The sequence below is a fragment of the Raineyella antarctica genome (assembly GCF_900092135.1).
Classification (GTDB): Bacteria; Actinomycetota; Actinomycetes; order Propionibacteriales; family Propionibacteriaceae; genus Raineyella; species Raineyella antarctica.
In genome coordinates this window covers 137,925-162,354 of record NZ_FMYF01000005.1, presented here as the reverse complement: position 1 = coordinate 162,354, position 24,430 = coordinate 137,925, and the positions used below count along the sequence as shown (strand labels likewise).

Sequence of the window (24,430 nt, the reverse complement as noted above, 5' to 3'; positions counted from 1 at the left end):
CTCAGCGCGGACGTACGTCGGGTCGGTGCGGTGAGGCGATCCAGCCGAGGTGGCTGCACCGCCACCGACCGGCGTACGGCTCGACCCTGGCGGTGAGGACCCGCAGCGGCGCCCAGCCGCCGCGGGCCGGCACGCACGGCACGACGATCTCGGCGGCGCTGTCGCCGACCACCTGGACATAGGGGTGGACCGGTCGGACCGGGTGGCGGTGGACCGCGCGGGACAGCATCACCAGGTCGGCCAGCACCTGCTCGGTGGTCCAGCGGGCCAGCTGGTGGGGACCGCGCCGGCCGGTGAGGACGTCGACCAGGCCGGCCGCGCAGGCCTGCCCGGCCGCCCCGAGCGCCTCCACCCGCCGGGGTGTCTCCTGACGGGTGGGCGCCAGGTCAGGGCCGGCATCGAACAGCTCGGGCTGGTCGGCGGACCAGACCGGCTCGGGCGGCCCGTCGTACGGGCCGGTGAGGTCGATCAGCGGTGGGCGGGACTCGGGCACCAGGAGGGTGAGCACGCCACCACCCTTCCCGGACCGCGCCTCCTCCGGAAGGCCCGGACAACACATCTGTGGACGGTGCCGGAAACGGACAACACCGGCGGCCCTGCGGACAACACCGGACGGGTCGGGTCTCGACTAGCCTGTGGGCATGGCCAGCGCACCCGCCCTTCGTACCGTCTTCCTCGCCAGCGACCCCCAGACGGCCGAGGCCCTCCGCCGGACCGGAGGCCTGCAGGAGGCCGAAGGGGTCACCGTGGACGCCGCCTACGCCGCTGCCCGTGACCTGGACCTCGCCGTCAGCGACGACGAGGAGGAGGCCGAGTTCTGGGCGCTGACCGATGCAGCGCTGATGAGCCTGCGCCGCTCGGCGCTGGGGCCGCGCTTCGTGGTCGCCGCCCGGGTCCGGCCGGACCAGCTGGCGCAGGCCGGGCCCGAGGGATCGGGGCGGGTGACGGTCTCCTCGCTCGAGTGGGTCCAGGTCAGCGCGATCTTCGTCGACGAGGCCGATGCCCTGCCGGCCGTGGAGTCGGCCCGGGCAGCACTGGACGACCCGACCCTGGTGGAGGATCGGATCGCCCTGCTGGTCGCCGAGCACGACCTGCTCTGGTACGCCCCCGACGAGCTCGACGGCCTGCTCGGCTGAGTGCTCAGGACAGGTGGTTGCGGGCGACCTTCTCCTGGACCTCGACCCCGGCGGTGAGCGCCGGGGCCGCCGCCTGCTCCAGCTTCTTGCCCAGCAGCGGGATCTTCACCACCAGGTCGCCCGAGACGTGGATCTGGCTGCCGGAGGCGGTGGGCGAGATCTCGGCGGTGCCGTTCAGGTGCCCCGGGGTGCCCGGCACGTCGACCTGCAGGTCGGCCGTCCGGCTGCCGTCGGACGAGGCGGCCCCCCACACGTAGGTCTCGACGACCGTGATGGTGTCGCCGACGATCTTCCTGGCGATCTCGGGGGAGGGCATGCTGCGGGACAGCTTCGTACGGTTCCCGTCGATCTCGACGTCGTACGACACCGCGCCGCCGGCGCGGCAGACGTCCTCGAGGAACGCCCGATCGGTCTGGAGGGCATAGACACGGGCGGGATCGGCGGCGAAGTTCGCGGTGGCGGAGATCTGCATGGGACCCATCCTCGCATCCCCCTACGATGGGGCCATGACCGTCCCGGCGCGCATCGACCTGCACACCCACTCGACCGTGTCCGACGGTACGGACACGCCGCGGGAACTGGTCCGGGCCGCGCTCGACGCCGGTCTCGACGTGGTGGCGCTGACCGACCACGACACCTGGGACGGCCTCGCGGAGGCGGCCGACGAGGCGCGGGTCGTCGGGATCGAGCTCGTGCCGGGCGTCGAGGTGTCGGGCGAACGGGCCGGCCGCTCGGTCCACGTGCTGGCCTACGGCGGGGATCGTACGCATCCGGGTCTGGTCGCCGAGCTGGCGCGGATCCGGGAGGGGCGTACGGAGCGACTGCCGCGGATGCTGGCCCGGCTCGGCGAGCTCGGCATGCCACTGACCGAGGCCCAGGTGGCGGTGCACGCCCACGACACGCCCTCGCTGGGGCGTCCGCACGTCGCCGATGCGATGGTCGCGGCCGGGTACGTGGCGGATCGGGACGAGGCGTTCGCGAGTTTCCTGGCCGAGGGGGGCCCGGCGTACGTCGAGCGCTACTCGCCGGACGTGTTCGCGATCGTCCGGCTGATCCGCGCCGCGGGGGCGGTGCCCGTGGTGGCGCATCCGTGGGGCCGCGGGTCGCGCGAGGTCCTGCCGCTGGAGGTGCTGGGCGCGCTGGTGGAGGAGGGCCTGGCGGGCTGGGAGGTCGACCACGTCGAGCACACACCGCAGGAGCGCGCCGAGCTGGACGCGTACGCCCGCCGGCTCGGGGTGCTGGCGACCGGCTCCAGCGACTACCACGGGACGGGCAAGAGCCACAATCCTCTGGGTGCCCACCTGACCGACCCGGAGCAGTACGCGCGGCTGCGGGCCCTGCTCGGGTAGGGGCGGCGGAGGTCAGTCCAGCTGCAGGAAGTTGTGCACCAGGGCGCGGGCAGCCGCCTGCGGGCTGTCCTCCACCGGGTGGTCCTTGCAGCCCTTCAGCACCACGGGTTCGGCGTCCAGCCCGCGGGCCATCGCGATCTGGCCGGCGATCGGCCAGGAGTCCGCGTACTCCCCGAACACGATGTGGAAGTCGATACCCGTCTCGTGCAGCGCCTGGGTCCGGTCCGGGGTGTGCTCCGCCGCGTCGATCATGGCGGCGACCGCCCGGCGGTCGGTGTGGGCCAGTCGCTCGGCGACCAGTTCGGCCGGCTGGTCCTGTGACATGTGCAACATGTCCAGGAACTCCTGGTTGATCTCCGCCAGGGGGCGGTCGCCGGCCAGCTGCTCCTCGACGAAGGCGAGCGGCTCGGTCCGGCCGAGCCCGCCGGGGCCGGAGCTGACCAGGGTCACCGAGTCCCAGAAATCGGGCTCGAGCAGCGCCGCCTCCTCGACCACCAGGCCCCCGAATCCCTGGCCGACGAGGTGGACAGGGATGTCGGAGCCGATCTCCTCGACCAGGGCGATGACGTCCTCGGCGAAGGTCTCCAGGGAGAACGGACCCTCGGAGCTGGACTCGTAGCAGCCGCGCTGGTCGAGGGCGCAGACGGTGAACCCCTCCGCGGCCAGGCGCGGCAGCACCGCGTCGAAGTCCTCCTTGGATCCGAAGATCCCGTGCACCAGGACGACGACACCACGGTCGTCGTCGGGGGTACACGTGTGCAGGGCCAGCGACGTCCCGTCGTCGAGGTCGACGAAGGTCTTGCTGATGGGCTCCAACGCGGTGCGGTTCATGCCGTGGTCACTCCTCGTGCGCCTGGGCAGGCTGGCTCTCGCCGCCCTCGGTGCGGGGGCGGCGACGACGACGGCGACGGCGGGCGACGACATCGCCCTCACCCGCGACGATGTGCTCGGTCACCTTGACGACGTGCTCGGCGACCTTGGCGACGCGTTCGCTGACGGGCTGGGCCGTGGAGTGGTGGCCGTCGTGCGTACGATGCGTCCCCGGGCGGGTGCCCTCCGCGCGGGTCGAGTCGAGGCGCGGGCTGCGCCGGGAACCGGAGGACTGGGCCCCGCCGACGACCTTGCCGCCCTTGTGGCCGGCCGTTCCGCTGGTCGGGCGGGCCGGTCCGATCCGGCTCGCCGCTGCCGGGTCGATGCCCAGGTCGGTGAACAGGTGCTCGGAGGTCGAGTAGGTCTCCAGCGGGTCGGCCAGGCCGAGTCCGAGGGTCTTGTTGATGACCTTCCAGCGGGTCATGTCGGCCCAGTCGACCAGGGTCACAGCGACGCCGTCCGCGCCGGCGCGGCCGGTACGGCCGATCCGGTGCACGTACGTGTTGGAGTCCTCGGGGCACTCGTAGTTGATCACGTGGGTCACACCGGTGACGTCGATGCCTCGGGCCGCCACGTCGGTGGCGACGAGGACGTCGATGCGCCCCTCGCGGAACTTCTTCAGTGCCTGCTCGCGGGCGGCCTGGGTCCGGTCGCCGTGGATGGCGGCGGCCGAGAAGCCACGCTCGCACAGGTCGTCGGCGACGCGCTGTGCCTCGCGCTTGGTGCGGCAGAAGATCATCACCCGGTCCCGACCGTCGGCCTGCAGGATGCGGGCGACGAGCTCGGGCTTGTCCATCTGGTGGGCCTGGTAGATGTACTGCGTGGTGGCCGGGACCGTCTGGACGTCCTCCTGGTGCTCGGCCCGGATGTTGACCGGGGAGGACAGGTGACCACGGGCGAGCGCCACGATCGGCGCGGGCATGGTCGCGGAGAACATCAGCGTCTGGCGGTCCTTGGCGGTCCGGGACAGCAGTCGCTCGACGTCGGGCAGGAAGCCCAGGTCGAGCATCTCGTCGGCCTCGTCGAGGACGGCGACGCGGACCCGGGACAGGTCCAGGGCGCGGCGGTTGGCCAGGTCGAGCAGGCGCCCGGGGGTGCCGACGACTACGTCAACGCCGGCCGCCAGGGCCTCGAGCTGCGGCTCGTACGGCGTGCCACCGTAGAGCGTGAGGATGCGCGCGGTCGACTTGGCGGAGGCCGTCGTCAGGTCCTTGCCGACCTGGTTGGCCAGCTCGCGCGTCGGGGCGATGACCAGGGCCTGCGGACTGGTGCCGTGGCCGTCCTCGGCATCGGTCGGCAGGTCGATCCGCTGGAGCAGCGGCAGGCCGAAGGCGAGGGTCTTCCCGGTGCCTGTACGGGCCTGTCCGATCAGGTCGGTCCCGAGCAGGGCGATCGGGATCGCCATCTCCTGGATCGGGAAGGGGTGGACGATGCCCTTCTCGGCGAGCGCTTCGCAGAAGGGCGCATCGATTCCGAGATCAGCGAATGTGGGCTTGCTGGTTTCCGTCAGGGCTCTGGCCTTTGCAGTCGCGGGCGCAGCGCACGAGGGTGCGGCACCCTGCTTGGACGCGCTCTTCGGCTCGGCACGCCCGGGATGTACGGCGGCCGCGCCCTCGACAGAGGACGCGCCGCCCAGCCAGTGTAGCCCAGAGCCGAGAGGCCCAGTCTGGTCGTGCTGTCGTCAGAGGCTGCCGAAGCCCACCGGACGGGCGTTCTGCTGGCCGATCTCGATGTACGCGACACCATCGGCGGGGAAGATGTACTGCCGCCCATGGGTGTCGGTGAAGGTGAGGACGGTCCCGTCGGCCAGCGCCGTCCGGAAGGTGTCCGTGACCTGTTCGGACGTCTGGTCGAGCTCGACCACGACCTCACGGGGCAGGTTCTTCACACCGATCTTGATCTCCACGGGTGTTGCCTCTCTTCTCGGATCTGCTTGCCACCACCGTGCCACACCCGGCAAACAGGGCCTACTCCCGTTCGCTGTCGGCGGACCCGGCCGCCGCTGGGTGGCGGCCCCGGGAATTGTCAGTCGGGTCTGGTGGGATGAGCATGTGGACAGGACGACGGCGTTACAGCGGACCCCCGAGCGGGCGACCGGGGGGTCGATCCGGCTCGACCCAGGCCAGCAGGCAGTGGTCGAGCACCGTGGTGGACCTTTGCTGGTCCTGGGTGCCGCCGGGACGGGCAAGACGACGGCGCTGGTCGAGACGGCCGTCTCGCGGGTACGTGACCGGGGCATCGACGCCGGGCGGGTGCTGGTCCTCACCTTCTCCCGCGGAGCCACCCGCGTACTGGCCGAACGGATCGCGGACCGCCTCGGGCACACCGGTGCCGCCGTGCCGGTGCTGAGCATCCACGGTTTCTGCCACGCGGTGCACGCCGAGGCCGACCGTACCGACCCCTGGCGGGTGCTCACCGCCCCCGAGCAGGAGCTGCGGCTGCGCGAGATCCTGGCCGCCTCGGCCGGGACCTGGCAGGCACTGGACGAGGCGATCGGTACCCGCGCGTTCACCCGCGAGTTGCGTGACCTGGTCGCCAGGGCCCGGCAGCTCGGCCTCGACCCGGACGACATCGGTCGGTTCGGCCGGTCCGACGGACGCCCCGAATGGGTCCGGGCCGCCGCCCTGTTCGAGGAGTACCTCGACGTCCTGGACGCCGAGCGCGTCGTCGACTACGACGAGCTCGTGCACCGGGTCCGGATCCTGCTGGCCGACCCCGCGACCGGCGATCCTCTGCGCTCGCGGTGGAGCACCGTCCTGGTCGACGACCTGCAGGACGCCGTGCCCGCCCACGCCGAGCTGCTGCGCTCCCTGGCCCCGCCCGGTGGCCCCGTGGAGCTGGTCGCCACGGCCAACCCGGACCAGGCCGTGTACGCCTTCCGTGGTGCCGACGCCGGCGCGGTCGCGGAGTTCCCGGCACGCTTCGCCGACGCGCAGGGTCGCGGCGCCCCGGTCCGCCTGCTCGGCTCCGACCACCGCCACGGGCCCGCCCTGGCCAGGGTCGTCCACGCCCCGACGGCCCGGATGGCCCAGCCGGTGACGCTGCCCACCTGGCGGGCCCCGCAGTCGGCAAGGGACGAGGAGAGCCCGGGCCACCCTGGGACGGCGACCTACCTGGAGTGCGCCGATGCCCGGCAGGAGGCCGCCGCCGTGGCCCGGGCACTGGTCGCCGGGCACGAGGAGCACGGGTACCCCTGGCACCGGATGGCCGTCGTCGTACGTTCCCGGGGGCCGGCCGAGGCGGTCCTGCGCCGTCGCCTGCAGCGCGCGGGCGTGCCGGTGGCGGTCCCGGACGACACCGCCCTGGTCGAGGAGACGTCCGTACAGGTGCTGCTGGACGTCGTGACAGTGGCGCTCGGGCTGTCGGAGGCGGAGCCGGAGACCCATGAACGCCTGGCGCTCGGTCCCCTGGGGGCGATCGATCCGATGGACCTGCGCCGGCACCGCCGGCTCCTCGCCGCCGGTTCGGAGGGCCTGTCCGTGGTTCGGGCCCGCCTCGCCGCCGTCGACAAGGCCATCGCCGAGACGCGGACGTCCATCGAGGACGGCGGCAGCGCCGAGGAGGTGCTGTGGGCCGCCTGGGCGGCGACCGACTGGCCGACACGCCTGCGGGAGACAGCGCTCGGCAGCGGCCAGGAGGCGGATCGGGCCGACCGGGACCTTGATGCCGTGGTCGCACTGTTCGACTTCGCCGGACGCAGCGGCGCACGGCGCGGCCGGGCGGCGGCCGAGGAACTGCTCGACGAGGTCGGCCACCAGGAGATCGCCGCGGACTCCCGCACCACCCGCAGGCTGCGGCGTGATGCGGTGGAGGTGGCCACGGCGCACCGGTGCGGCGGCCGGGAGTGGGACCTGGTGGTGGTCGCCGGCGTCCAGGAGGGGACCTGGCCCGCGGTCCGGCGACGGCATTCACTGCTGGCGGCCGACCGGCTGGGCCCGGACGGCGCCACGCCGCCACCGACGGCCGGTGAGGCGCTGGCCGAGGAGCGCCGGCTGTTCCACCAGGCGTTGGCCCGGGCCCGCGACGTCCTGGTCGTCACCGCCGTCTCGGACCCGGCCGCTGAGGTCGGGCCGCCGTCCCGCTTCGTCGCCGAGCTCGGACTGGCCACGACGCGGTTCGATCCGGCCGAGCACCCCATCCCCTCGGCCGCGGCACTGGTCGGAGAGCTGCGGGGGGTCGGGGCCGATGCTGCTGCCGGCCCGCTGCTGCGTGAGCGCGCCGCGGTCGCCCTGGCCCGCCTGTCCGAGGATGTCGCCGCCGCGCGCCCGCGGCACTGGTGGGCCGCCCGGACCCGGACCGAGTGCCCTGAGCCCCTCACGGGTGCCGACGAACCGATCCGGCTGAGCGGAAGCAGCGTGGACATGTTGCGGACGTGCCCCCGCCGCTGGTTCCTGGAACGGCGTGCCGGAGGAGCCCGAACCGTCTCGGAGCACAGCGCGGTCGGCAACCTGGTGCACCGGCTGGCCCAGGAGTCCAGCCGGGGCGAGACCGACCTGCCAGGCCTCCGGGCGCGGTTCGACGCCGCGTGGGGGGAGGTCCCGGCCGGACCGGCGTGGCGCGATGCGGCCCGCAAGGAGCGGGTCTGGAGCATGGTCGAGGCGTGGTGGACCTGGCAGGCCGACCGTCCCGCCGACCAGCTGGTCGGGGTGGAGGTGCCGTTCAGCTGCGAGCTGGAGGTCGTACGCCCCGACGGGCTGCCCGATCGGGTACTGCTGACCGGGGTCGTGGACCGGCTGGAACTGGTCGACGACAGCCTGGTCGTGGTCGACTACAAGACGGGCCGCCGGGCGACCGCCCGGGAGGTGGAGACGATGGGACAGCTCGGCGCCTACCAGGCCGCCGTCCTGGCCGGCTCCTTCGACGACGTCACCGGCCAGGCGATCCGACGCCCGGGCAAGGCCCTCGCCGTCTACCTGGATGCCGGCGAGGGCACCCCGAAGGCGAAGGACCTCATCCAGCCGTCCGTGATCGACGTGCCCGTGCCGGAGGGCATCGACGTCGGGCCGGCCGCCGACTGGGTCACCGCAGCCCTGGGGGAGGCGGCACAGATCGTCCGGAACGAGGAGTTCTCCGCCCGTCGGGGAACGCACTGCCGGGGCTGCCTCTTCGCCGCGGACTGCACCGTCCGAGGGGGTCAGCTGTGAACGTCCTGGATCCCCGCGCGCTGGCCGCCCTGGTCGGCATCCCCTTCTCGGCCGAGCAGCTCGACGCCATCACAGCGCCCCTGGCACCCGGGGTGATCATCGCCGGGGCGGGCACCGGCAAGACCACGGTGATGGCTGCCCGGGTCGTCTGGCTGGTCGCCTCCGGCCTGGTCGAGCCCAGCCAGGTGCTCGGGCTCACGTTCACCCGCAAGGCGGCCCACGAGCTCGGGATCAGGATTCGCCAGGCCCTGGTGGCCGCCGGCCTGCTCGGCGACGACGACGCGGGCGGCAGCCCCACCGTCTCCACGTACGACGCGTTCGCCGGCACCCTCGCCGCCGAGCACGGTCCCCGGCTCGGTGTGGAGGGAGACCTGCGCCTGGTCGGCGACGCCGAGCTCTTCGCGCTGGCCGATCGCGTCGTCGCCGCACGGCAGGAGAAGAGCGCCACCCTCGCCGGGGTCGCGGTGAGCACCGTCGTCGAACGCGTGATCGCACTCAGCGGCCAGATGCTCGCCAACGGGGCGACCCCCGAACAGGTGGTGGAGCAGTGCGACGCGTTCGAGGCCGAGCTGCTCCAGGCTCCACTGACCCGGGGCAAGCCGTACAAGGACGTCACCCAGGCGCTGGAGGTCGTCGCCATGCGGCGCGAACTGCTCGGGTTCGTGGCCGACCTGTGGCGGGCCAAGGCCCGGGAGGGCGTGGTGGAGTTCGCCGACCGTACGGCTCTGGCGGCGCGCCTGGCGGCCTCGGTCCCCGCGGTCGGTGACCAGGTCCGCGAGGAGTTCCGGGTGGTGCTGCTCGACGAGTACCAGGACACCTCGGCGGCGCAGACCCGGATGCTGGCCTCGCTCTTCTCCGGACCCGACACCCGGTCCGGTCGAGGCTTCCCAGTGACAGCGGTGGGTGATCCGCTGCAGGCGATCTACGAGTGGCGAGGAGCGGCGGTCGGCACGATCGCCGACTTCCCGACCACCTTCCCGGCGGCGGACGGCGTCCCGTCCGAGCGCTACACGCTGCGCACCAACAGGCGATCGGGGACCACCGTGCTCGACGTCGCCAACGGGGTGTCCGCGCCGCTGCGTGCCGTCGGCGGACCCGCGTGCCCGGCAGCCCTGGTCGGTCCCGAGGGCGCCCCGACCGGCACCGTCACGGTGCACTGGGCCCGGACCTGGGACGACGAGCTCGCCCACGTGGTCCACACGCTGCTCGACGAGCACGAGCGCGCGGCGGTGCCCTGGTCGCGGATGGCCGTGCTGGCGCGACGCAACAACGACCTCGCCGTGTTGCACCGGACTCTCGAGGACGCCGGCATCCCCGCCGTACTGGTCGGCCTCGGCGGCCTGCTGGAGCTTCCCGAGTGCCAGCAGGTGGTCGCGGTGCTGCGGCTGCTGCACGACGTCACCGACAACCGGGCCGCCCTCGTCCTGCTGGCCGGCCCGCGCTGGCAGCTCGGCCCCCGGGACCTGGCGGTCCTCTCCCGACGGGCCCGACGGCTCGCGGCCGAGGACGAGGACCCGGTGCTGCTCGACGCCATCGACGACCCGGGCCCAGACGGGCTCTCTCCGTCGGCCCGCGAACGCGTGGCGGCGCTGTCCGCCGAGCTCGCACGCCTGCGCGAACACGTCACCGAGCCGGTGGGGGACCTGGTGGCGCGGATCGTCCGCACCGCGGGGATCCTGCCCGAGCTGCTCGCCGTCCGCGGCACCGAGGGGGCCGACCAGCTCGAGGCGCTCGTCGAGGCGGTGGAGGACTACGGCGCACGCCGGGGCGGCGCCGGGCTCGGCGGCCTGCTGGCCTGGTTCGACGCCGAGATCGAGGTCGGCACCGGCCTGGAGCAGGCAGCTCCGCGGGGGGAGGACGCCGTCCAGCTGATGACCGTGCACCGGGCCAAGGGATTGGAGTGGGACGTCGTCCTGCTGCCCTCCCTGGTCGATGACGTGTTCCCCAGCAAGCCCACCCCCGATGACTGGACGCGGACCGCCCATGTCCTGCCGTTCGAGCTGCGCGGGGACGCGGGCGGCCTGCCCGAGCTGGCCGAGGCGACCAGGGACGGGATGACGGAGCTGCGCGAGCGGCTGAAGGCGATGGCCCGGGATGCGGAGAAGCGGCTGGGCTACGTGGCGGTCTCGCGTGCCAAGCAACGCCTGCACCTGTCGGGGCATCGCTGGCACCCCGACACCAAGGGCGCCCGGAAGGTGTCGCCGTTCCTGGCGTCCGGCTATGCGGCTCTCGGGCAGGACCCCCCGGCCGACCCGGCGGAGGAGACCAACCCGTACGACGTGACCGGTCCGGGGACCCCGTGGCCGCCGCCGGAGCCCGCCGTGGCCGAGGCTACGCGAGACCTCGCGGCGCAGGTCACCGTCTGGCGTACGGCCCTGACCCAGGGCACCGAGCCGGCCCGTCCCGGCGACGCGGACATCGCGGCCCGCGCCGATCGGTGGGACCAGGACGTGGCCCGGGTCATCGCCCGCCAGCGGGCACGGTCGATGGCGGTGGACGTCCCCGTGCCCGGGCGGCTGTCGGTCACCGAGATCGTCCGTGGCGTGCGCGACCCGGCCGCCCTCCGGGCCGATATCCGTCGCCCGATGCCGGTCCGTCCGTCGCGCCGGGCCACCCTGGGTACCCGGTTCCACGCCTGGGTCGAGGAACGGTTCGCGCACCAGGGCAGTCTGGAACTGGTCTTCGAGGACGAGGCCGGCATCGCGGTCGGGCCCGCGCACCGGTCCGGGGCCGACGAGGAGATGCTCGCCGAGCTGGACCACCTCTGCCGCTCCTTCGAGGCCGGTGCGTTCGCCGAACGGCAGCCGCACGCCCTCGAGCAGCCCTTCGCGCTGTCCCTGGGGGGTCGGCTGGTCCGCGGACGGATCGACGCGGTCTACCGACAGCCGTCGGGGTCGGACACCGACTACCTCGTCGTCGACTGGAAGACCCACCGGGGCGGCAAGGCCGATCCCTTCCAGCTCGCGCTCTACCGGGTGGCCGCGGCCCAGGCCTACGGGGTCGGGCTCGACCGGGTGGCGGCCGCCTTCTACTACGTCCGCGCCGACCGGCTCGACGTGATCGAGGACCTGCCCGGGATCGACGACCTGGTCGCGCACATCGCTGACCTCACCGGGCCTGGCCCCGATGGCTAGGCTGGCCCGGTGATGGAGTGGGACGGAGTGAGCAGCCTGGACCGGGTCGAGGAACACCGCGACGACTTCGCCTGGATCGCCCGCCAATGGGCCGCCGGCGGCAGCGTGGTGCTGCCGGTCGGCCCCGGCGGACGGTTCCCCGTCACCAGCGGTGGCAAGCGGCTCGACTTCCGGGCCGCGACCGGCGAACTGGACCCGGCGACGGTCCACCTGCTGGGCCTCTCGGCCGGTCGGGCCGTGTTCTGCACAGCAGCGGAGGAGGAACCCTCCGGCGTGACCGCCAACGTCCGCGAGGCCGGCCATCTCTTGCCGGCGGACGAGTGCGACATTGCCTTCGCCGCCACCGCCCTCACCAACTGGCACCGCCACGAGCCGCACTGCAGTGCCTGTGGTGCGGCCACCGAGCCGCGCCGAGCCGGCCTGATGCGGCACTGTCCGGAGTGCGGGCGGAGCAGCTGGCCACGGACCGACCCGGCGGTCATCGTCGCGGTCACGAATGCGGACGACGAGATCCTCCTCGCCCACCAGCACACCTGGGCGCCCGGCCGAGTCTCGGTGCTGGCCGGGTTCGTCGAGACCGGGGAGTCCCTGGAGCAGGCGCTGCACCGGGAGATCTTCGAGGAGGCCGGGATCCGGCTCGCGGACCTGCAGTACGTGGCCAGCCAGCCGTGGCCGTTCCCCCGCTCGTTGATGCTGGGGTTCCGGGCGCGGGCGACGACCACCGACCTCGTGTTCGACCAGGAGGAGCTCGCCTGGGGCGACTGGTACAGTCGGGACCGGGTCCGCGAGGAGGTCGGGGCGGGACGCCTGTTCCTTCCGATGGCCTCATCCCTGGCCAACCTGCTGGTCAGGGACTGGTGGGGCGAGGACGCCCCACCAGTCTGAGGATCGCGGGCTCCGGGCGGAGTCGACCCAGCCGCGACGCCTTGCTCAGTCCCGGACGATGGCCAGGCCCGAGGCCCGGTTCGCCCGTCGGGTCACCGCCGTCATCAGCGCCTCGCGGGAGCCGTACAGGTGCACCGACCGGGAGGCCCGGGTAATCGCCGTGTAGAGCAGCTCGCGGGTGAGCAGGGGCGAATCCGCCTCCGGGAGCACCACCGAGACAGCCTCGAACTGGCTGCCCTGCGCCTTGTGTACCGTGCTGGCGTACATCGGCACCAGTCCGGACAGCTGCATCGGCGACAGGTGGCGTACGGAGGTGCCGTGCGGGTCCGCCAGTGCCAGCCGCGGGCCGGTCGGAGTGGCCACGATCGCGCCGACGTCCCCGTTGAAGACCTGCAGGGCCCGGTCGCGACGGGTGGCCATCAGTGGCTCGCCGATGGAGGTCAACTCGTCCGCGCCGCGGCGCAGCCAGGTGCGGGCCAGCCTGTTCCAGGTCGCCACCCCCGCCGGGCCGCGTCGGTGCGCGCACAGCAGGCGATGCCGGTCGAGGACGGCGAGCGCTCCTTCGGCATCGCCCAGCCGGGCCCGGTGCTCCAGTTCACCGCCCCAGGTCTCCAGCCGCTCGCGCAGTGATCCGTACGCCGGATCCTGGAGGCCCCGGGTGATCGGGGTGAAGGTCACGTTGTCGTCCGGTCCCAGGGAGTCCAGCAGCGCGCCGACGGCGGCCGGGTCGCCGTCGCGGACGGCGCGGGCAAGCTGCGCGATCCGGCCCTGGTCGGCGAAGCGCCAGTTGTGCGCCAGCTCGACCACGCCGGGCCGGGCGACGGCGGGCAGGTCGACCGGATCGACCAGCCGGACCAGCAGGTCCCTGGTGGCGGCCATGCCCAGGCCGGTCGGTTCCTGCGCGCGGGCCAGCGCCCCGATGTCGGAGAAGACGGCGCCGGCCTCCACCGATGCCAGCTGGTCGGGATCACCGACCAGCACCAACCGGGCGTCGGGTCGGGTGGCCTCCAGCAGCCGCGCCATCAGGGACAGCGAGACCATCGACATCTCGTCGACCACGACCACGTCGTACGGCAGCGGGAGGGTGCGGTCGTGCGCGAACCGGGTGGTGCTGTCCCGGCGCCAGCCGAGGAGCGAGTGCAGGGTCGTGGCATGGAGCCGGCCGAGCCGCTCGACCACCGCGGGGTCGGCCGTGCCGACGTGGGCCAGCGCCTCCTTCACCGCCTCGCCCATCCGGGCCGCCGCCTTGCCGGTGGGAGCGGCGAGGCCGATGTGCAGGTCCGGCTCGTGCGTGGCCAGGACGACCAGGATCTTGGCGATCGTGGACGTCTTGCCGGTGCCGGGGCCGCCCTGCAGGACGCACAGCCGTGTCGCCACGGCGGTGGCGGCCGCGGCGAGCTGGTGGTCCGGCTCACCGGCGGCCAGCCCGTCCGGCCCCTCGACGCGGGGGAACACCTGTCGCAGGGTCGCCGTGACCCCGGCCAGGTCGAGCCCGGCCCGGGGGGTGCTGCGTCGGATCGCGACATCGGTCCGGACCAACTGCTCGTCACGCCAGTACCGCTCCAGGTAGAGCAGGGTGCCGTCCAGGCGCAACGGCCTGCCGGCCGGGCCGTCGTGCCCGATGCTCACCAGCGGGGTGGACCGCAGGCACTCCAGCCACTCGGCGGTGTCCGGCCAGGGCAGGGAGGCCACGTCGACCTGGGTCTCGTCGCTCTCGAAGACGGCGTCCCGGACAGTGGCCAGGTCGATGCACACCGAGCCGCCGCGGACGGCACGGACCGCCAGGGCGATCGCCAGGGCGACGCGCGGATCCGTTGCGCCCCCGAGAAAGGCCAGTTGCTGGGCGGTGTGCACGTCCGCCGGGCCGAACACCCCGGCCTCGTCGAACTGCTGCACCAGCCCGGTCGCGATCACGCTGGTCATCTCGCAGGACCTCCTTCGGTCACCAGGTCGGACAGTTCGGTGACCAGCGCCGGCGTGGGACGCCAGGCGAAGACGCCGCACGGGACGCCGGCCACCATCGGGGTGTCGGGGCCCGCCATGCCGCGGACGAACAGGTACCGGATCCCGCCCAGGTGCAGCTCGGGTCGGTAGCCGGGCAGCCGCCAGCCGAGGTAGCGGTGCAGGGCGACGCAGTAGAGCAGCGCCTGCAGCGGGTAGTGCGCGGCCATCATCGCCTCGGCGAGCCGATCGGGGGTGTACGCGGCCAGCGGCAGGGGTGCCTCCCCGGCCGGTGGTCCGAGCCGGTTGGTCTTGTAGTCGACGACCACGAACCGCGGATCGGTCCCGGGCACCCGCAGCACGGCGTCGATGCTGCCGGTGAGGAACCCGCGCAGCACCTGGTCGCCCAGGCCCGGCTCGCGGAGCCGGTCGGCGTACGTGGCCAGGGGATCGTCCGGTGCCAGGTGCCGGTCCAGGCAGTCGGCGATGTCGGCGACCACCGTCGCGGGTCCGGGCCGGTCGCCGCCCGTCAGCGGCAGCTCGAAGTCCAGCTCGCTGAGCCGGTCGCGCAGCGGCACGTCGGCCAGCGACAGTCCGGACAGGTCGCCGCCCAGCGGCGTACGGGTCGCCCGGTCCAGGGCCGTGACCAGCAGGCCGGGGTCAAGACCCTCCACCGGTGCCCGGGCCGCCAGCGAAGGGACGATGCCCCCCAGGTCCGCGGCCGCCGGGTCCCAGGCCTCGAGGACCTCGTGCACCAGGGTGCCGAACCGCGCGCCGCTGGGCAGGTCGGTCCACGGCGAGGTGCCCGGCACCGTCGTGTCGGCGAGCGCCCCGATGTCCTCGACACCGGGCTCGTCGCCGGCCCCCGGGACCTCGTGCGGCTCGGCGTGCTGGGCCGCGGTGAGTCCGGAGTACGACGTCCGGCGCCAGGCGGTGTCGACCGGCCGTCCGAACCGCCGCAGCACCACCGGCACATCCGGCAGTGGCCGGGCGGCGGACGCGATCGGGGTGGGGTCGGCATCGACGTACGAGGTGACCACGCCGGCGAACTCCGGCGGACGCTGGTCGGCAGCGACCGGCACCAGCAGGGGGACCATTCCGTCGGCGTCGCGCTCCCCGAACAACACGCGGTGCAAGGGGGAAGCCGCCGCATGGGTCTCGTGCGGGGCCCACCAGAGCACCACCTGGGAGCTGGCCCGGGTCATCGCGACGTACAGCAGCCGCAGCTCCTCCCCGGCCTCCTCCTCCCGGGCCCTCTGGTGGCGGGCCCGGGACGACGTCTCGCGCCGGCCACCGACGTCGACCAGGCGATCGCCGGCCGGGTCGTGGACCGTGAATGCCTCGGGGACGTCGGTCCCGTGCCGGTCGGACTTGTCGGCCATGTCGGGGAGCAGCACGATCGGGAACTCCAGGCCCTTGGCCGAATGGACCGTGATCACCTGGACCGCCTCGGCCTCCGTCTCCAGCCGCAGCGTCTGCTCGTCGTCACCCGCCGACCGGCGCGCGCAGATCTGTCGCTCCAGCCAGGCGAGCAGTCCGCGGGGGGCGAGGTGGCTGCCGGTCTCGGCCTGGTGCAGCAGTTGCCCGACGTGTCGCAGGTCGGTGATCTCGCGCTCCGAACCGGTGCGACCGATCGAGGAGGCGGCCAGGTCACCCTCGCTGAGGGCCGCCTCCAGTACCGCCGCCACCCCGTGGGTCTCCCACAGCTGGCCCCAGCTGCGCGCCCGGATGAACAGCCCGGCAACGGCGTCCTCGTCCGCCCGGACCAGGTCCTCGAGCGGCCAGCCGACGAACGGGCCCAGCGCGAGCCGGTGCACGGCGGCCGGTTGGGGGTCGACCAGGGTGGCGAGCAGGTCGCGCCAGTGTCCGGCGGCGGGGGAGCGCAGCACGCTGTCGGCCCCGTTCACCACCGCCGGGATGCCGTGCCGGACGAGTCGCTCGGCGACCTGCTCGGCGGCCGTGTTGTAACGGACCAGCACGGCGATGTCACCCGGGTGGACCGGGCGGGGACCGTCCGCCGTGTCGATGGCGGTCCCGTCGGTGAGCAACCGTGCGGCGACGGCGACCACGTCGTGGCGGATCCGTTCGCGCTGGGCGGTGATGTAGCGATAGGGCTTGGTGACCACCCGCAACGAGACCCCCGGTGCGGGCGTGCCGACCGGGTCGTGCAGCCGGGTGCCGCGGTGCCGGGCGGTCACCGGGACGACGGTGATGTCCGGATCGCCGAGGGCCGTCCCCGCGAGCAGAGAGGTGATCCCACGGACGACCGACTCGTCGGAGCGCCAGTTGGTGTCCAGCGTGTGTCGCTGGTCGGCCTCCCGGGCCGCGGCCAGGTAGGTCTGGACGTCACCGCCACGGAACCCGTAGATGGCCTGCTTGGGGTCCCCGATCAGATACAGGTCGCTGTGCCCGTGGAACGCCGAGCGCAGTACCTCCCACTGTCGTGGATCGGTGTCCTGGAACTCGTCGACCATCACCACCCGGTAGGCCGCGCGCAGCCGGGCGGCGGTCGCCTCCCCGGTGCTCGGGTGCCGTAGGGCCGCCGCCAGTCCGCCGATCAGGTCGTCGTACGTGTAGCGGCCGGCAGCCTCCAGTCGGCGCCCGAACTCCTGGCGTGCCCGTGCGGCGAAGTCGACCCGCTCGGCCGCCACCGGGTGCTGGGCCGGATCCGGGACGATGGCGGCGAACGGGTTCGCGACGGCCCTGGCAACGATCTCGCCCGCCTCCTGCCGACTGAACGACGGCTTTGCCGACGCGCCGTAGCGGGCCAGGTACAGGTCGTCGGTGACCGCTGCGACGAGGGCCGACTCGTCGGCGAGCAGTTCGCTGTCGGGGCGGCGGTGGGCAAGCAGCCCGAGCCGGCCCAGCATCGAGCCGGCGAACTCGTGGATCGTGGAGATGGTGGCTCCGTCGAAGTCGGCCAGGCCGGCGCGGAGCCGGGCCGCGGAGAGCTCGCGGTCACCGGCGAGCAGCGCCTCCCACAGAGGATCGGCACCCTCCGGCCGGCGCCCCGCCAACGTCGCCAGCGCGTCGCCCATCCGCTGCCGGACCCGGTCACGCAGCTCGCGCGCGGCCTTGCGGGTGAAGGTGATCAACAGGACCGAACGCAGGGGGGTGCCCCGGGCGACGGTGAGGACGACCAGCGAGGCGATGGTGTGCGTCTTGCCGGTGCCCGCGCTCGCCTCCAGCAGGGTGGTGCCCGAGGGCAGGTCGGCGGTCAGGTCGAGGGCGGAGGGGTGCGGCCCCGCGTGCACGGTCATCGGCGTTCCTCCGCACGATCGATGGGGGACCACAGGCCTCGGGCCAGGTCGGCCATCCAGACCGGCTCGTCGCCGATCGGGTCCAGGCCCTGGGGTCGCGGGGCCCGGACGAGGTCGGCCAGGTCGGGTCCCCACAGCAGCTGCCAGTTGGCGTCCTGCTCGTCCTTCCAGGACTGGCGCAGGCCGCGCTGGCCGGCGAGGTCCGTTGCGCTGGTGCCGGATCGTACGGTCGTCGCGAGCAGCGCACCGGTCTTCAGTGGCAGTGGCAGCGGGGTGTCCAGGCCGACGGTGGCCACGCCCACCCACCGGTCGAGGAGGGCCAGCGCCGCCCCCCGGTCCGGGGCGGTCAGGCACAGGTGGTCCTTGCGACCGAACAGGTGGGCCCGGGAACCGTCCAGGGCACCGGCGGCGGCCAGCGCCAGCAGGTCGAACCATCCGGTCAACCGATGCCGGGCACTCACCCGCCCGTACGCCACGGAGACGACGGACCCGCCCCGGAGGGTGACGTCGGCGCTGAGCACCAGGCCGGTGGCCGGCAGTGGTACCCGGACATGCCTGGTCACCGGGGCCTCGGCCCGGAGCGGGCCGGACTCGCGAAGGATCCGCTCCACATCGGTGCGCACCCGGTCCAGGATCCCGGCCCCGGCAGCTCCCGGCGGCAGGGTGCCTCGCAGGTGCTCGGCCCGCAGGGCGTCGTCCAGCAGGTCACCACGCAGGGTGGCGGCCAGCACCCGGCTGCCCACCGCCCAGATCCCCAGGCCGTCCAGCTCGAGCGGGATCGCGTCCCGTTCGTCGTCCTCGGTGCGCCAGTGGGTGAAGCCGGCGCGGCGCTTCAGGAACGTACGGGCCGGGTGGGCCAGCATGTCCACGACGTCCGCCAGCGGCACGACGCCGCCCTCCCACTGCCAGGCCGGCACCTCGAGCCGGGTCGCCAACGGACCCTCGGGAGCGGCAGGCCGGGTCGCGGGCATGGTCCGCAGCAGCGTGCGGGCCGCCGCCGCGGCCGACGGGTCGAACCCCGACAGGGCCGCGGCGCGGTAGCGGGCGGTCGCCGGGTCGCCGAACGAGGCGGGGGCGTACGGCTGCAGCGGGTGGCGGGCGACAAGGGCATCCTGCACCCGGAGGCCGTCCGGCAGCGTGACCATCGTCTCGAGGGTCTCGAGCAGTTCCGCGACGGCGACGGCCGGCGGGCGATGTTCGCCCGAGCGGGGGTCGGCGCCGGTCCAGGTCAGCACCAGGTGGTCGCGGGCCGAGCGGAGCAGGTCGAGGAAGACCTGGCGGTCCCGGTGGCGGGGCCCGGGGTCGCCGGGGAAGGGCGCCAGGTCGACGACGTTGTCGCCGTCGATCCGCTCGGGGCGCGGCAGCATCCCGTCGTCGAGCCCGACGATGCAGACCACCCGGTGCGGGACGTGGCGCGCCGGCCACAGCGAGCAAACCGTCACGGCACCGGACCGGAAGGCCGAGCGGGGCACGCGTCCCCGGGCGGCGTCCGCCAGCAGGTCCAGCAGGTCGTCCAGGTCGATCCGCGGCGCGTCCGCGGGCGCCGCCTCCGCGATGTCGGCCAGCACCTGCCAGGCGTGGTCCAGCTGCCAGCCGTCGTCCGGGGCGGGTGCCATCAGCTGCTGGATCGCCTCGCGGCAGATGGCGAGCCACTCCGCCGGGGTGTGCGTCCCGGCCGCGTCGCGCGCGAGCCGGATCAGCCGGACCATCAGTTCGGCGACCGCACCGACCACGTCGATGTCGGAGGACCCGACGTCGTCCAGCGGCAGTGCGCTCCGCACGGCGTGCGAGCCGTCCTCCGACATCGCGATCCCGACCAGCATCCGGTTCAGGCCGGTCAGCCAGGTGTTCGCGCCCAGCCCCTCCAGGCCGAACCCGCTGCGGTGGGTCGTGTTCATCCCCCAGCGCACGCCGGCGGCGGCGACCAGGTCGTGGGCCCGGCGGACGTCGTCCTCGTCCAGGCCGAACCGCCGGGCCACCGGTTCGGCGGCGAGGAAGGACGCCAGTTCGGTCGCCGTGGCCCGGCCGCGGCCCAGCCGCAGGGCCTGGACCAGGCAGGCGACCAGCTGGTTGTGGTCGCGCAGCTCGGGGTCGGCGAACCGGACCGGCAGCGTACGGGCCGGGTGGCCGGGGGTCCCGGGCAGGTCGACCTGGGCGAAGGCGGCCTCGAGCACGGGGAACAGGGCCGGGTCGGCGACCGCGACGAGCACGTCGCGGGGTTCCAGGGTCGGGTCGTCGACGAGCAGGCCACACAGGACGTCACGCAGCACCTCCGCCTGCCGGTCCGGGCCGTGGCAGGAGTGCAGCGTGATGCTGGTGTCCCCCGGATCGAGGGGCTCGGCCGGGCCGCCGACACCCCGGGCCAGGTCCTGGCGCAGCCGGTCGAGCAGTCGGGGCCGGGTGGGGAAGGACGTCGCTCCGGAGCGGTTCGTCCTTCCCGGGGACGGCAGTCTGCGGGTCCGGGCCCCGGCGGCGGCGAGCGCCTCGAGGCCCGCGGAGGTCTCGCGGTGCAGCGCGGTGAGCAGCGGGTGGTCGGTGGTCTCCGGGAGCCCCGGCCACCACAGGTGGACCCCGTGGTGGTCGGCGAGCGCGCCGAGCAGGGCGATGTCGCCGGCGTTGAGGGCCCCCGGTGCCCAGAGGTGGAGGTCGTCGGGAAGGTCCGGCGCGGGCCCGGACCGCAGCGCGTCAAGGGCCGACGCGATCCGTGCCACCGGGTCAGGCACCGCACCCGTGGCGGGATCCGCCAGCAGGTCGCGCCACAACTGCGGCTGCCAGGCCAGCTCGACCGGGACACCGTCGTCGGCCCCGGCCGACCAGCGCGCCAGCAGGGCGGGTCGGCGGCGGGAGTAGTCCAGCAGGACGTCCGCCAGGTGCCCGGCCAGTGCCATGGTCCCGCCGGGGGTCCGGTCGGCCTCCAGCGGGGTACCGGCCCAGCGGTCGGCCCGCTCGAGCTGGGCCAGCACGTGCCAGGCCAGGCGGTGCGGGGCCCAGGGATCGGTGTCGGGATCGATCCCGGCCATCCGGCCGACGAGCGCGTACGCCCAGGACCGGAACGGCGGCATCGAGATCCCTGCGGCGATACCGAGCCGGCGGGTCAGCCAGTGGGCCAGCCAACGCTGGGTCCCGGGGCCCTCGCAGGTGACCAGCAGCTGGTCGAAGACGCCCACCGGGGAGGCGGCGAGGTGGGTGGCCAGGGCATCGGCGACGACCTCCGCATCGGCCGCCGTGTGGACGGTCGGACGGGTGGTCGTGGGGGTGTTCGTCATGATGGCCACCACTTTAGGGGAGGGCACTGTCACGACGGCCACCTAGAGTGAGAGCCATGCCTGTCCCTCCCACCTCCGACGTGCCCTCGGCCGAATCGCTCCTGGAGAACCTCGATCCGGAGCAGCGTGCCGTCGCCACCAGCATCACCGGACCGGTCGTCGTCATCGCAGGGGCGGGCACCGGCAAGACCCGTGCGATCACCCACCGGATCGCGTACGGGGTGGCCCAGGGGGCGTACGCGCCGACCCAGGTGCTCGCTGTCACGTTCACCAACCGGGCCGCGGGGGAGATGCGCGGACGGCTGCAGGAGTTGGGGGCGCACGGAGTACAGGCCCGGACGTTCCACTCCGCTGCGCTTCGCCAGGCCCAGTACTTCTGGCCCAAGGCGTACGGCCGTCCCCTCCCTCCGCTGGCGGACAATCGGTACGCCCTGGTGGTGGAGGCGGCCCGGCGGCTGCGGATCGAGACCGACCAGGGGATGGTCCGTGACCTGCTCGGCGAGATCGGCTGGTCGAAGGTGTCGAACGCCGACGCGGACAACTATCCGGCGGTCGCCCGCCGGACCGGCCGCGAGGTGTCCGGGCTGGAACCGGAGACGATCGCCCGGGTGTTCGCCGGGTACGAGCGGCTGAAGGCGGACAGCGGGGTGATCGACTTCGAGGACATCCTGCTGTGTTGTGCCGCCCTGCTGGAGGAGAACGCCGTGATCGCCGACGAGGTCCGGCGCACCTACCGGCACCTGGTCGTCGACGAGTACCAGGACGTCTCGCCGCTGCAGCAGGCCCTGCTGAACCTGTGGCGTGGTCCGTCCGAGGAGATCTGCGTCGTCGGGGACCCGGCCCAGACGATCCACTCGTTCGCCGGTGCCCGTGCGGACTACCTGACCGGCTTCACCCGCCGGCATCCCGATGCCACGGTCGTCCGGCTGGTCCGCGACTACCGGTCGACCCCCGAGGTGGTGAAGGTCGCCAACCTGGTGATCGGTGCGTCCGGGCCGCACGCCCTGGTCGCGCAGCGCCCGTCCGGGCCGGAGCCGGTCTGGGCCGAGGCAGCCGACGAGGAGGAGGAGGCCGCCGGGATCGCGGCCTGGCTGGCCGGTCTGGCCGAGGCAGGGGTCGACCATCGGGAGATGGCTGTGCTGTTCCGGATCAACGCCCAGTCGCCCCAGATCGAGAAGGCCCTGGACGCCGCCGGGATCCCCTACCTGGTGCGTGGCGCCGAGCGGTTCTACGACCGGGCCGAGGTGAAGCGGGGCATAGGCCTGCTGCGCGCCCAGTCGCGGACCTCGGACGACGAGGTGCCGGTGCTGGACCAGGTCAAGGCGCTGCTGGAGCCGATCGGCTGGCGCGAGACCGCCCCGACCGGCACCGGCTCCCGCCGCGAGAAGTGGGAGTCCCTCGCGGCCCTGGTCGACCTGGTGCGGGATCTGCTGGCCGAGGACCCGCAGGCCAGCCTGGCCGACGTCGCCGAGGTGCTGCAGGCCCGGGCCGCCGCCGACCACGCCCCCATCGCCCACGGGGTGACCCTGTCCACCTTCCACGCCGCCAAGGGCCTGGAGTGGGACGCCGTCGCGCTCAGCGGCGTCCACGACGGTTCGGTGCCCTTCGTCCTGGCCACCGGCGCGCAGGCACTGGAGGAGGAGCGGCGCCTGTTGTACGTCGGCGTCACCCGCGCCCGCCAGCACCTGCGGGTCTCCTGGTCCCGGGCCCGCTCCGGCAGCAACGGCCGGCGCCGCCCCTCGCGGTTCCTCGAGGGCGTGATGCCGGCGGCCGACCGGACGACGCCCACCCGGAGCGCCGGGAGTAGCCGTCGACGACGCAGCGCCCTCAGCGCCACCTGCCGGGCCTGCGGCAAGCCGCTCCAGGACGCCGCGGAGCGCAAGCTCGGCCACCACCACGACTGCCAGGTCGAGTACGACGAGGCGACCTTCGAGGCGCTGCGCCGCTGGCGCCGGATGGAGGCCAAGGGCCAGAGCATGCCGGCGTACGTGATCCTCACGGACGCCACCCTGCTCGCGATCGCCGAGGTCCGGCCGGGTGACGAGCAGGCCCTGCGCTCGGTCAGCGGGATCGGTGCGACAAAGGCCGAGCGCTACGGCGCGTCCGTGCTACGGATCGTCGCCGACCCGACCATCGTGGACGAGGACGGGGCGATCGAGGCCCCTGACGGGATGCTCTGAGCACTCCGGCAACACCCGCACCGGGGATGGGGTCGCCAGGGCCGCCACCGTTGCCGCCAGTCCTGGATGCCCATCTCCACCGTCCGGTCCACCAGGTCGGGAGAGCCGCCGGCCGACCAGCAGGCCAGCTGCGCCAGCACGGTGCTGACCGTCCACGGGACCAGGGCATCAGGGATGTCCGCCCGGGTGGCCGCGAGGCCAGCCCGCTGTTCCGCCCAGGAGGGGTCGCGCGAGGCCCGGGCCAGGTCGGCGCATGCCAGGCACGACGTGTGTCCCGGCACGACGAAGGGCCCCAGGAGCGCACCGCCGGGCCGGGGCCGCGCCACGACGTGCGGGTCGTCGTTGCGCAGCAGGGCCGCAACGTCGGCCGGGTCGGGCTCGAGCCTGCCGGGAGCCAGTACGGTCGGGGTCCCGGGCGGCGACGCTCTCCGGCCCAGGTGGTCCACCACCTCGACCCGGGACCGGAGGGCGGTGGCGTCCGCCGCTCGGCGCCGTACGAACTCGGGGAGCAGCGCCGCAGCCCTCCCGTGCCGGTCGACCACCTGCACCGTGCCTACCCCCGCGCCGAGCAGGCCGACGACCAGGTCCCCCACCGCGGGCACAGCACCGACCACCCGCACCAGGGGTGTTCCGGCCAGCGGATCGACCTGTGGACGGTTCACAGCGAGGAGTCGATGTCGCTCCAGCTCCCGCACCACGTCTTCAACAGCCTGCGGCGCCAGTCCACACCACTCGGCGAGTCCGGCGACGGTGCGCTGCCCGGTCAACTCGGTGAGGAGGCGTCGGATGCCGGGGTCAGCGGCGGCAGGGATGCGCAGGCCTCGATCGGTGTCACAACCGACCTGGACACTGCCGTCGCGCAGGTCGATCACCGGAACTCCGGCGAGGAGTTGGGGACGAGCGACCAAGGGCGCAGGGGTGAGGGCCACCGGAGGAACTACGGGGGCGGCAGGAGCGACGGGGGCTGGAGGTACGAGGATGCTCACGGGACCACTGTGGGCCGCCGCACGAGGCGACACCAGAGCCGGAGCGGCCGGACACGAGAACGGACACCACCGTCGTTGCGACGGACAACACGTCCCCTCGGTAGGACAACACCTGCCCTCCGGAGGACAACACCGGCACACCGGCACGGCCCTCGGGCAGCCCCGCGGCCGTCACCGGATCCCGACGGTCAGGGGCAGGACAGGCAGGAGGCCCTCACGCTATCGATTCTGCTCGCCTTCCCCTGCGAACATACCGACCACGAAGGGCCTCCTTCGAGT

15 protein-coding genes are annotated in these 24,430 nt (G+C 73.8%); 6 read left to right on the top strand and 9 right to left on the bottom strand.

Annotation, left to right across the window (positions count from 1 at the left end; translation table 11 throughout):
• Position 1 precedes the first annotated feature (1 nt).
• On the bottom strand, positions 2-508 hold the full coding sequence (locus GA0111570_RS09210; protein WP_092609676.1) for an Rv3235 family protein: 507 nt from the start codon (positions 506-508) through the stop codon (positions 2-4).
• A 133-nt stretch (positions 509-641) separates the two neighbouring features.
• Between GA0111570_RS09210 and GA0111570_RS09205 the strand changes: the two genes are divergently transcribed.
• Entirely contained in the window at positions 642-1,136 is a 495-nt protein-coding gene (locus tag GA0111570_RS09205; RefSeq protein ID WP_139283199.1) for a DUF6912 family protein, read from the top strand.
• 4 nt (positions 1,137-1,140) lie between these two features.
• On the opposite strand, the gene GA0111570_RS09200 is transcribed toward GA0111570_RS09205, so the two are convergent.
• Positions 1,141-1,608 (bottom strand): DUF2505 domain-containing protein, encoded by a 468-nt coding sequence (locus GA0111570_RS09200; protein WP_175557420.1) that lies wholly within the window; start codon positions 1,606-1,608, stop codon positions 1,141-1,143.
• 34 nt (positions 1,609-1,642) lie between these two features.
• On the opposite strand from GA0111570_RS09200, the gene GA0111570_RS09195 reads away from it, so the two are divergent.
• A complete protein-coding gene (locus GA0111570_RS09195; RefSeq protein ID WP_092610205.1) occupies positions 1,643-2,485 on the top strand; it encodes a PHP domain-containing protein in 843 nt (280 codons plus the stop codon).
• A 12-nt stretch (positions 2,486-2,497) separates the two neighbouring features.
• Here GA0111570_RS09195 and GA0111570_RS09190 read toward each other — a convergent pair whose 3' ends face one another.
• The 3 genes from GA0111570_RS09190 to GA0111570_RS09180 all read right to left on the bottom strand — a co-directional run bounded on the left by GA0111570_RS09190 (position 2,498) and on the right by GA0111570_RS09180 (position 5,261).
• A complete protein-coding gene (locus GA0111570_RS09190; protein ID WP_175557419.1) occupies positions 2,498-3,316 on the bottom strand; it encodes an alpha/beta fold hydrolase in 819 nt (272 codons plus the stop codon).
• A 7-nt stretch (positions 3,317-3,323) separates the two neighbouring features.
• On the bottom strand, positions 3,324-4,760 hold the full coding sequence (locus GA0111570_RS09185) for a DEAD/DEAH box helicase (protein ID WP_425438620.1): 1,437 nt from the start codon (positions 4,758-4,760) through the stop codon (positions 3,324-3,326).
• Between the two features lie 276 nt (positions 4,761-5,036).
• Positions 5,037-5,261, bottom strand: a complete 225-nt coding sequence (locus GA0111570_RS09180) for a DUF3107 domain-containing protein (RefSeq protein WP_092609662.1) — start codon at positions 5,259-5,261, stop codon at positions 5,037-5,039.
• A 145-nt stretch (positions 5,262-5,406) separates the two neighbouring features.
• Here GA0111570_RS09180 and GA0111570_RS09175 point away from each other — a divergent pair, with 145 nt between their 5' ends.
• The 3 genes from GA0111570_RS09175 to nudC are packed head-to-tail and all read left to right on the top strand — an operon-like array spanning position 5,407 to position 12,518.
• Positions 5,407-8,499, top strand: coding sequence for an ATP-dependent helicase (locus tag GA0111570_RS09175; RefSeq protein ID WP_175557418.1), 3,093 nt, complete (start codon positions 5,407-5,409; stop codon positions 8,497-8,499).
• Positions 8,496-11,633, top strand: coding sequence for an ATP-dependent helicase (locus GA0111570_RS09170; RefSeq protein ID WP_175557417.1), 3,138 nt, complete (start codon positions 8,496-8,498; stop codon positions 11,631-11,633). The genes GA0111570_RS09175 and GA0111570_RS09170 overlap by 4 nt, the downstream gene beginning before the upstream one ends.
• Before the next feature lie 12 nt (positions 11,634-11,645).
• The gene (gene nudC, locus GA0111570_RS09165; protein WP_092609653.1) at positions 11,646-12,518 is read left to right on the top strand and encodes an NAD(+) diphosphatase; all 873 of its coding nucleotides are present in this window, start codon (positions 11,646-11,648) and stop codon (positions 12,516-12,518) included.
• A 45-nt stretch (positions 12,519-12,563) separates the two neighbouring features.
• On the opposite strand, the gene recD is transcribed toward nudC, so the two are convergent.
• From recD to GA0111570_RS09150, 3 genes are read right to left on the bottom strand one after another with little or no spacing between them, the layout of a single operon-like run.
• Positions 12,564-14,441, bottom strand: coding sequence for an exodeoxyribonuclease V subunit alpha (gene recD, locus GA0111570_RS09160; protein WP_092609651.1), 1,878 nt, complete (start codon positions 14,439-14,441; stop codon positions 12,564-12,566).
• Positions 14,438-17,719, bottom strand: a complete 3,282-nt coding sequence (locus tag GA0111570_RS09155) for a UvrD-helicase domain-containing protein (RefSeq protein ID WP_092609650.1) — start codon at positions 17,717-17,719, stop codon at positions 14,438-14,440. The genes recD and GA0111570_RS09155 overlap by 4 nt, the downstream gene beginning before the upstream one ends.
• Positions 17,716-20,985 (bottom strand): exodeoxyribonuclease V subunit gamma, encoded by a 3,270-nt coding sequence (locus GA0111570_RS09150; RefSeq protein ID WP_139283195.1) that lies wholly within the window; start codon positions 20,983-20,985, stop codon positions 17,716-17,718. The genes GA0111570_RS09155 and GA0111570_RS09150 overlap by 4 nt, the downstream gene beginning before the upstream one ends.
• 56 nt (positions 20,986-21,041) lie before the next feature.
• Between GA0111570_RS09150 and GA0111570_RS09145 the strand changes: the two genes are divergently transcribed.
• Entirely contained in the window at positions 21,042-23,165 is a 2,124-nt protein-coding gene (locus GA0111570_RS09145; RefSeq protein WP_092609644.1) for an ATP-dependent DNA helicase UvrD2, read from the top strand.
• Here GA0111570_RS09145 and GA0111570_RS18270 read toward each other — a convergent pair.
• A complete protein-coding gene (locus GA0111570_RS18270; RefSeq protein WP_175557416.1) occupies positions 23,078-24,073 on the bottom strand; it encodes a TOMM precursor leader peptide-binding protein in 996 nt (331 codons plus the stop codon). The genes GA0111570_RS09145 and GA0111570_RS18270 overlap by 88 nt on opposite strands.
• Between the last annotated feature and the right edge of the window lie 357 nt (positions 24,074-24,430).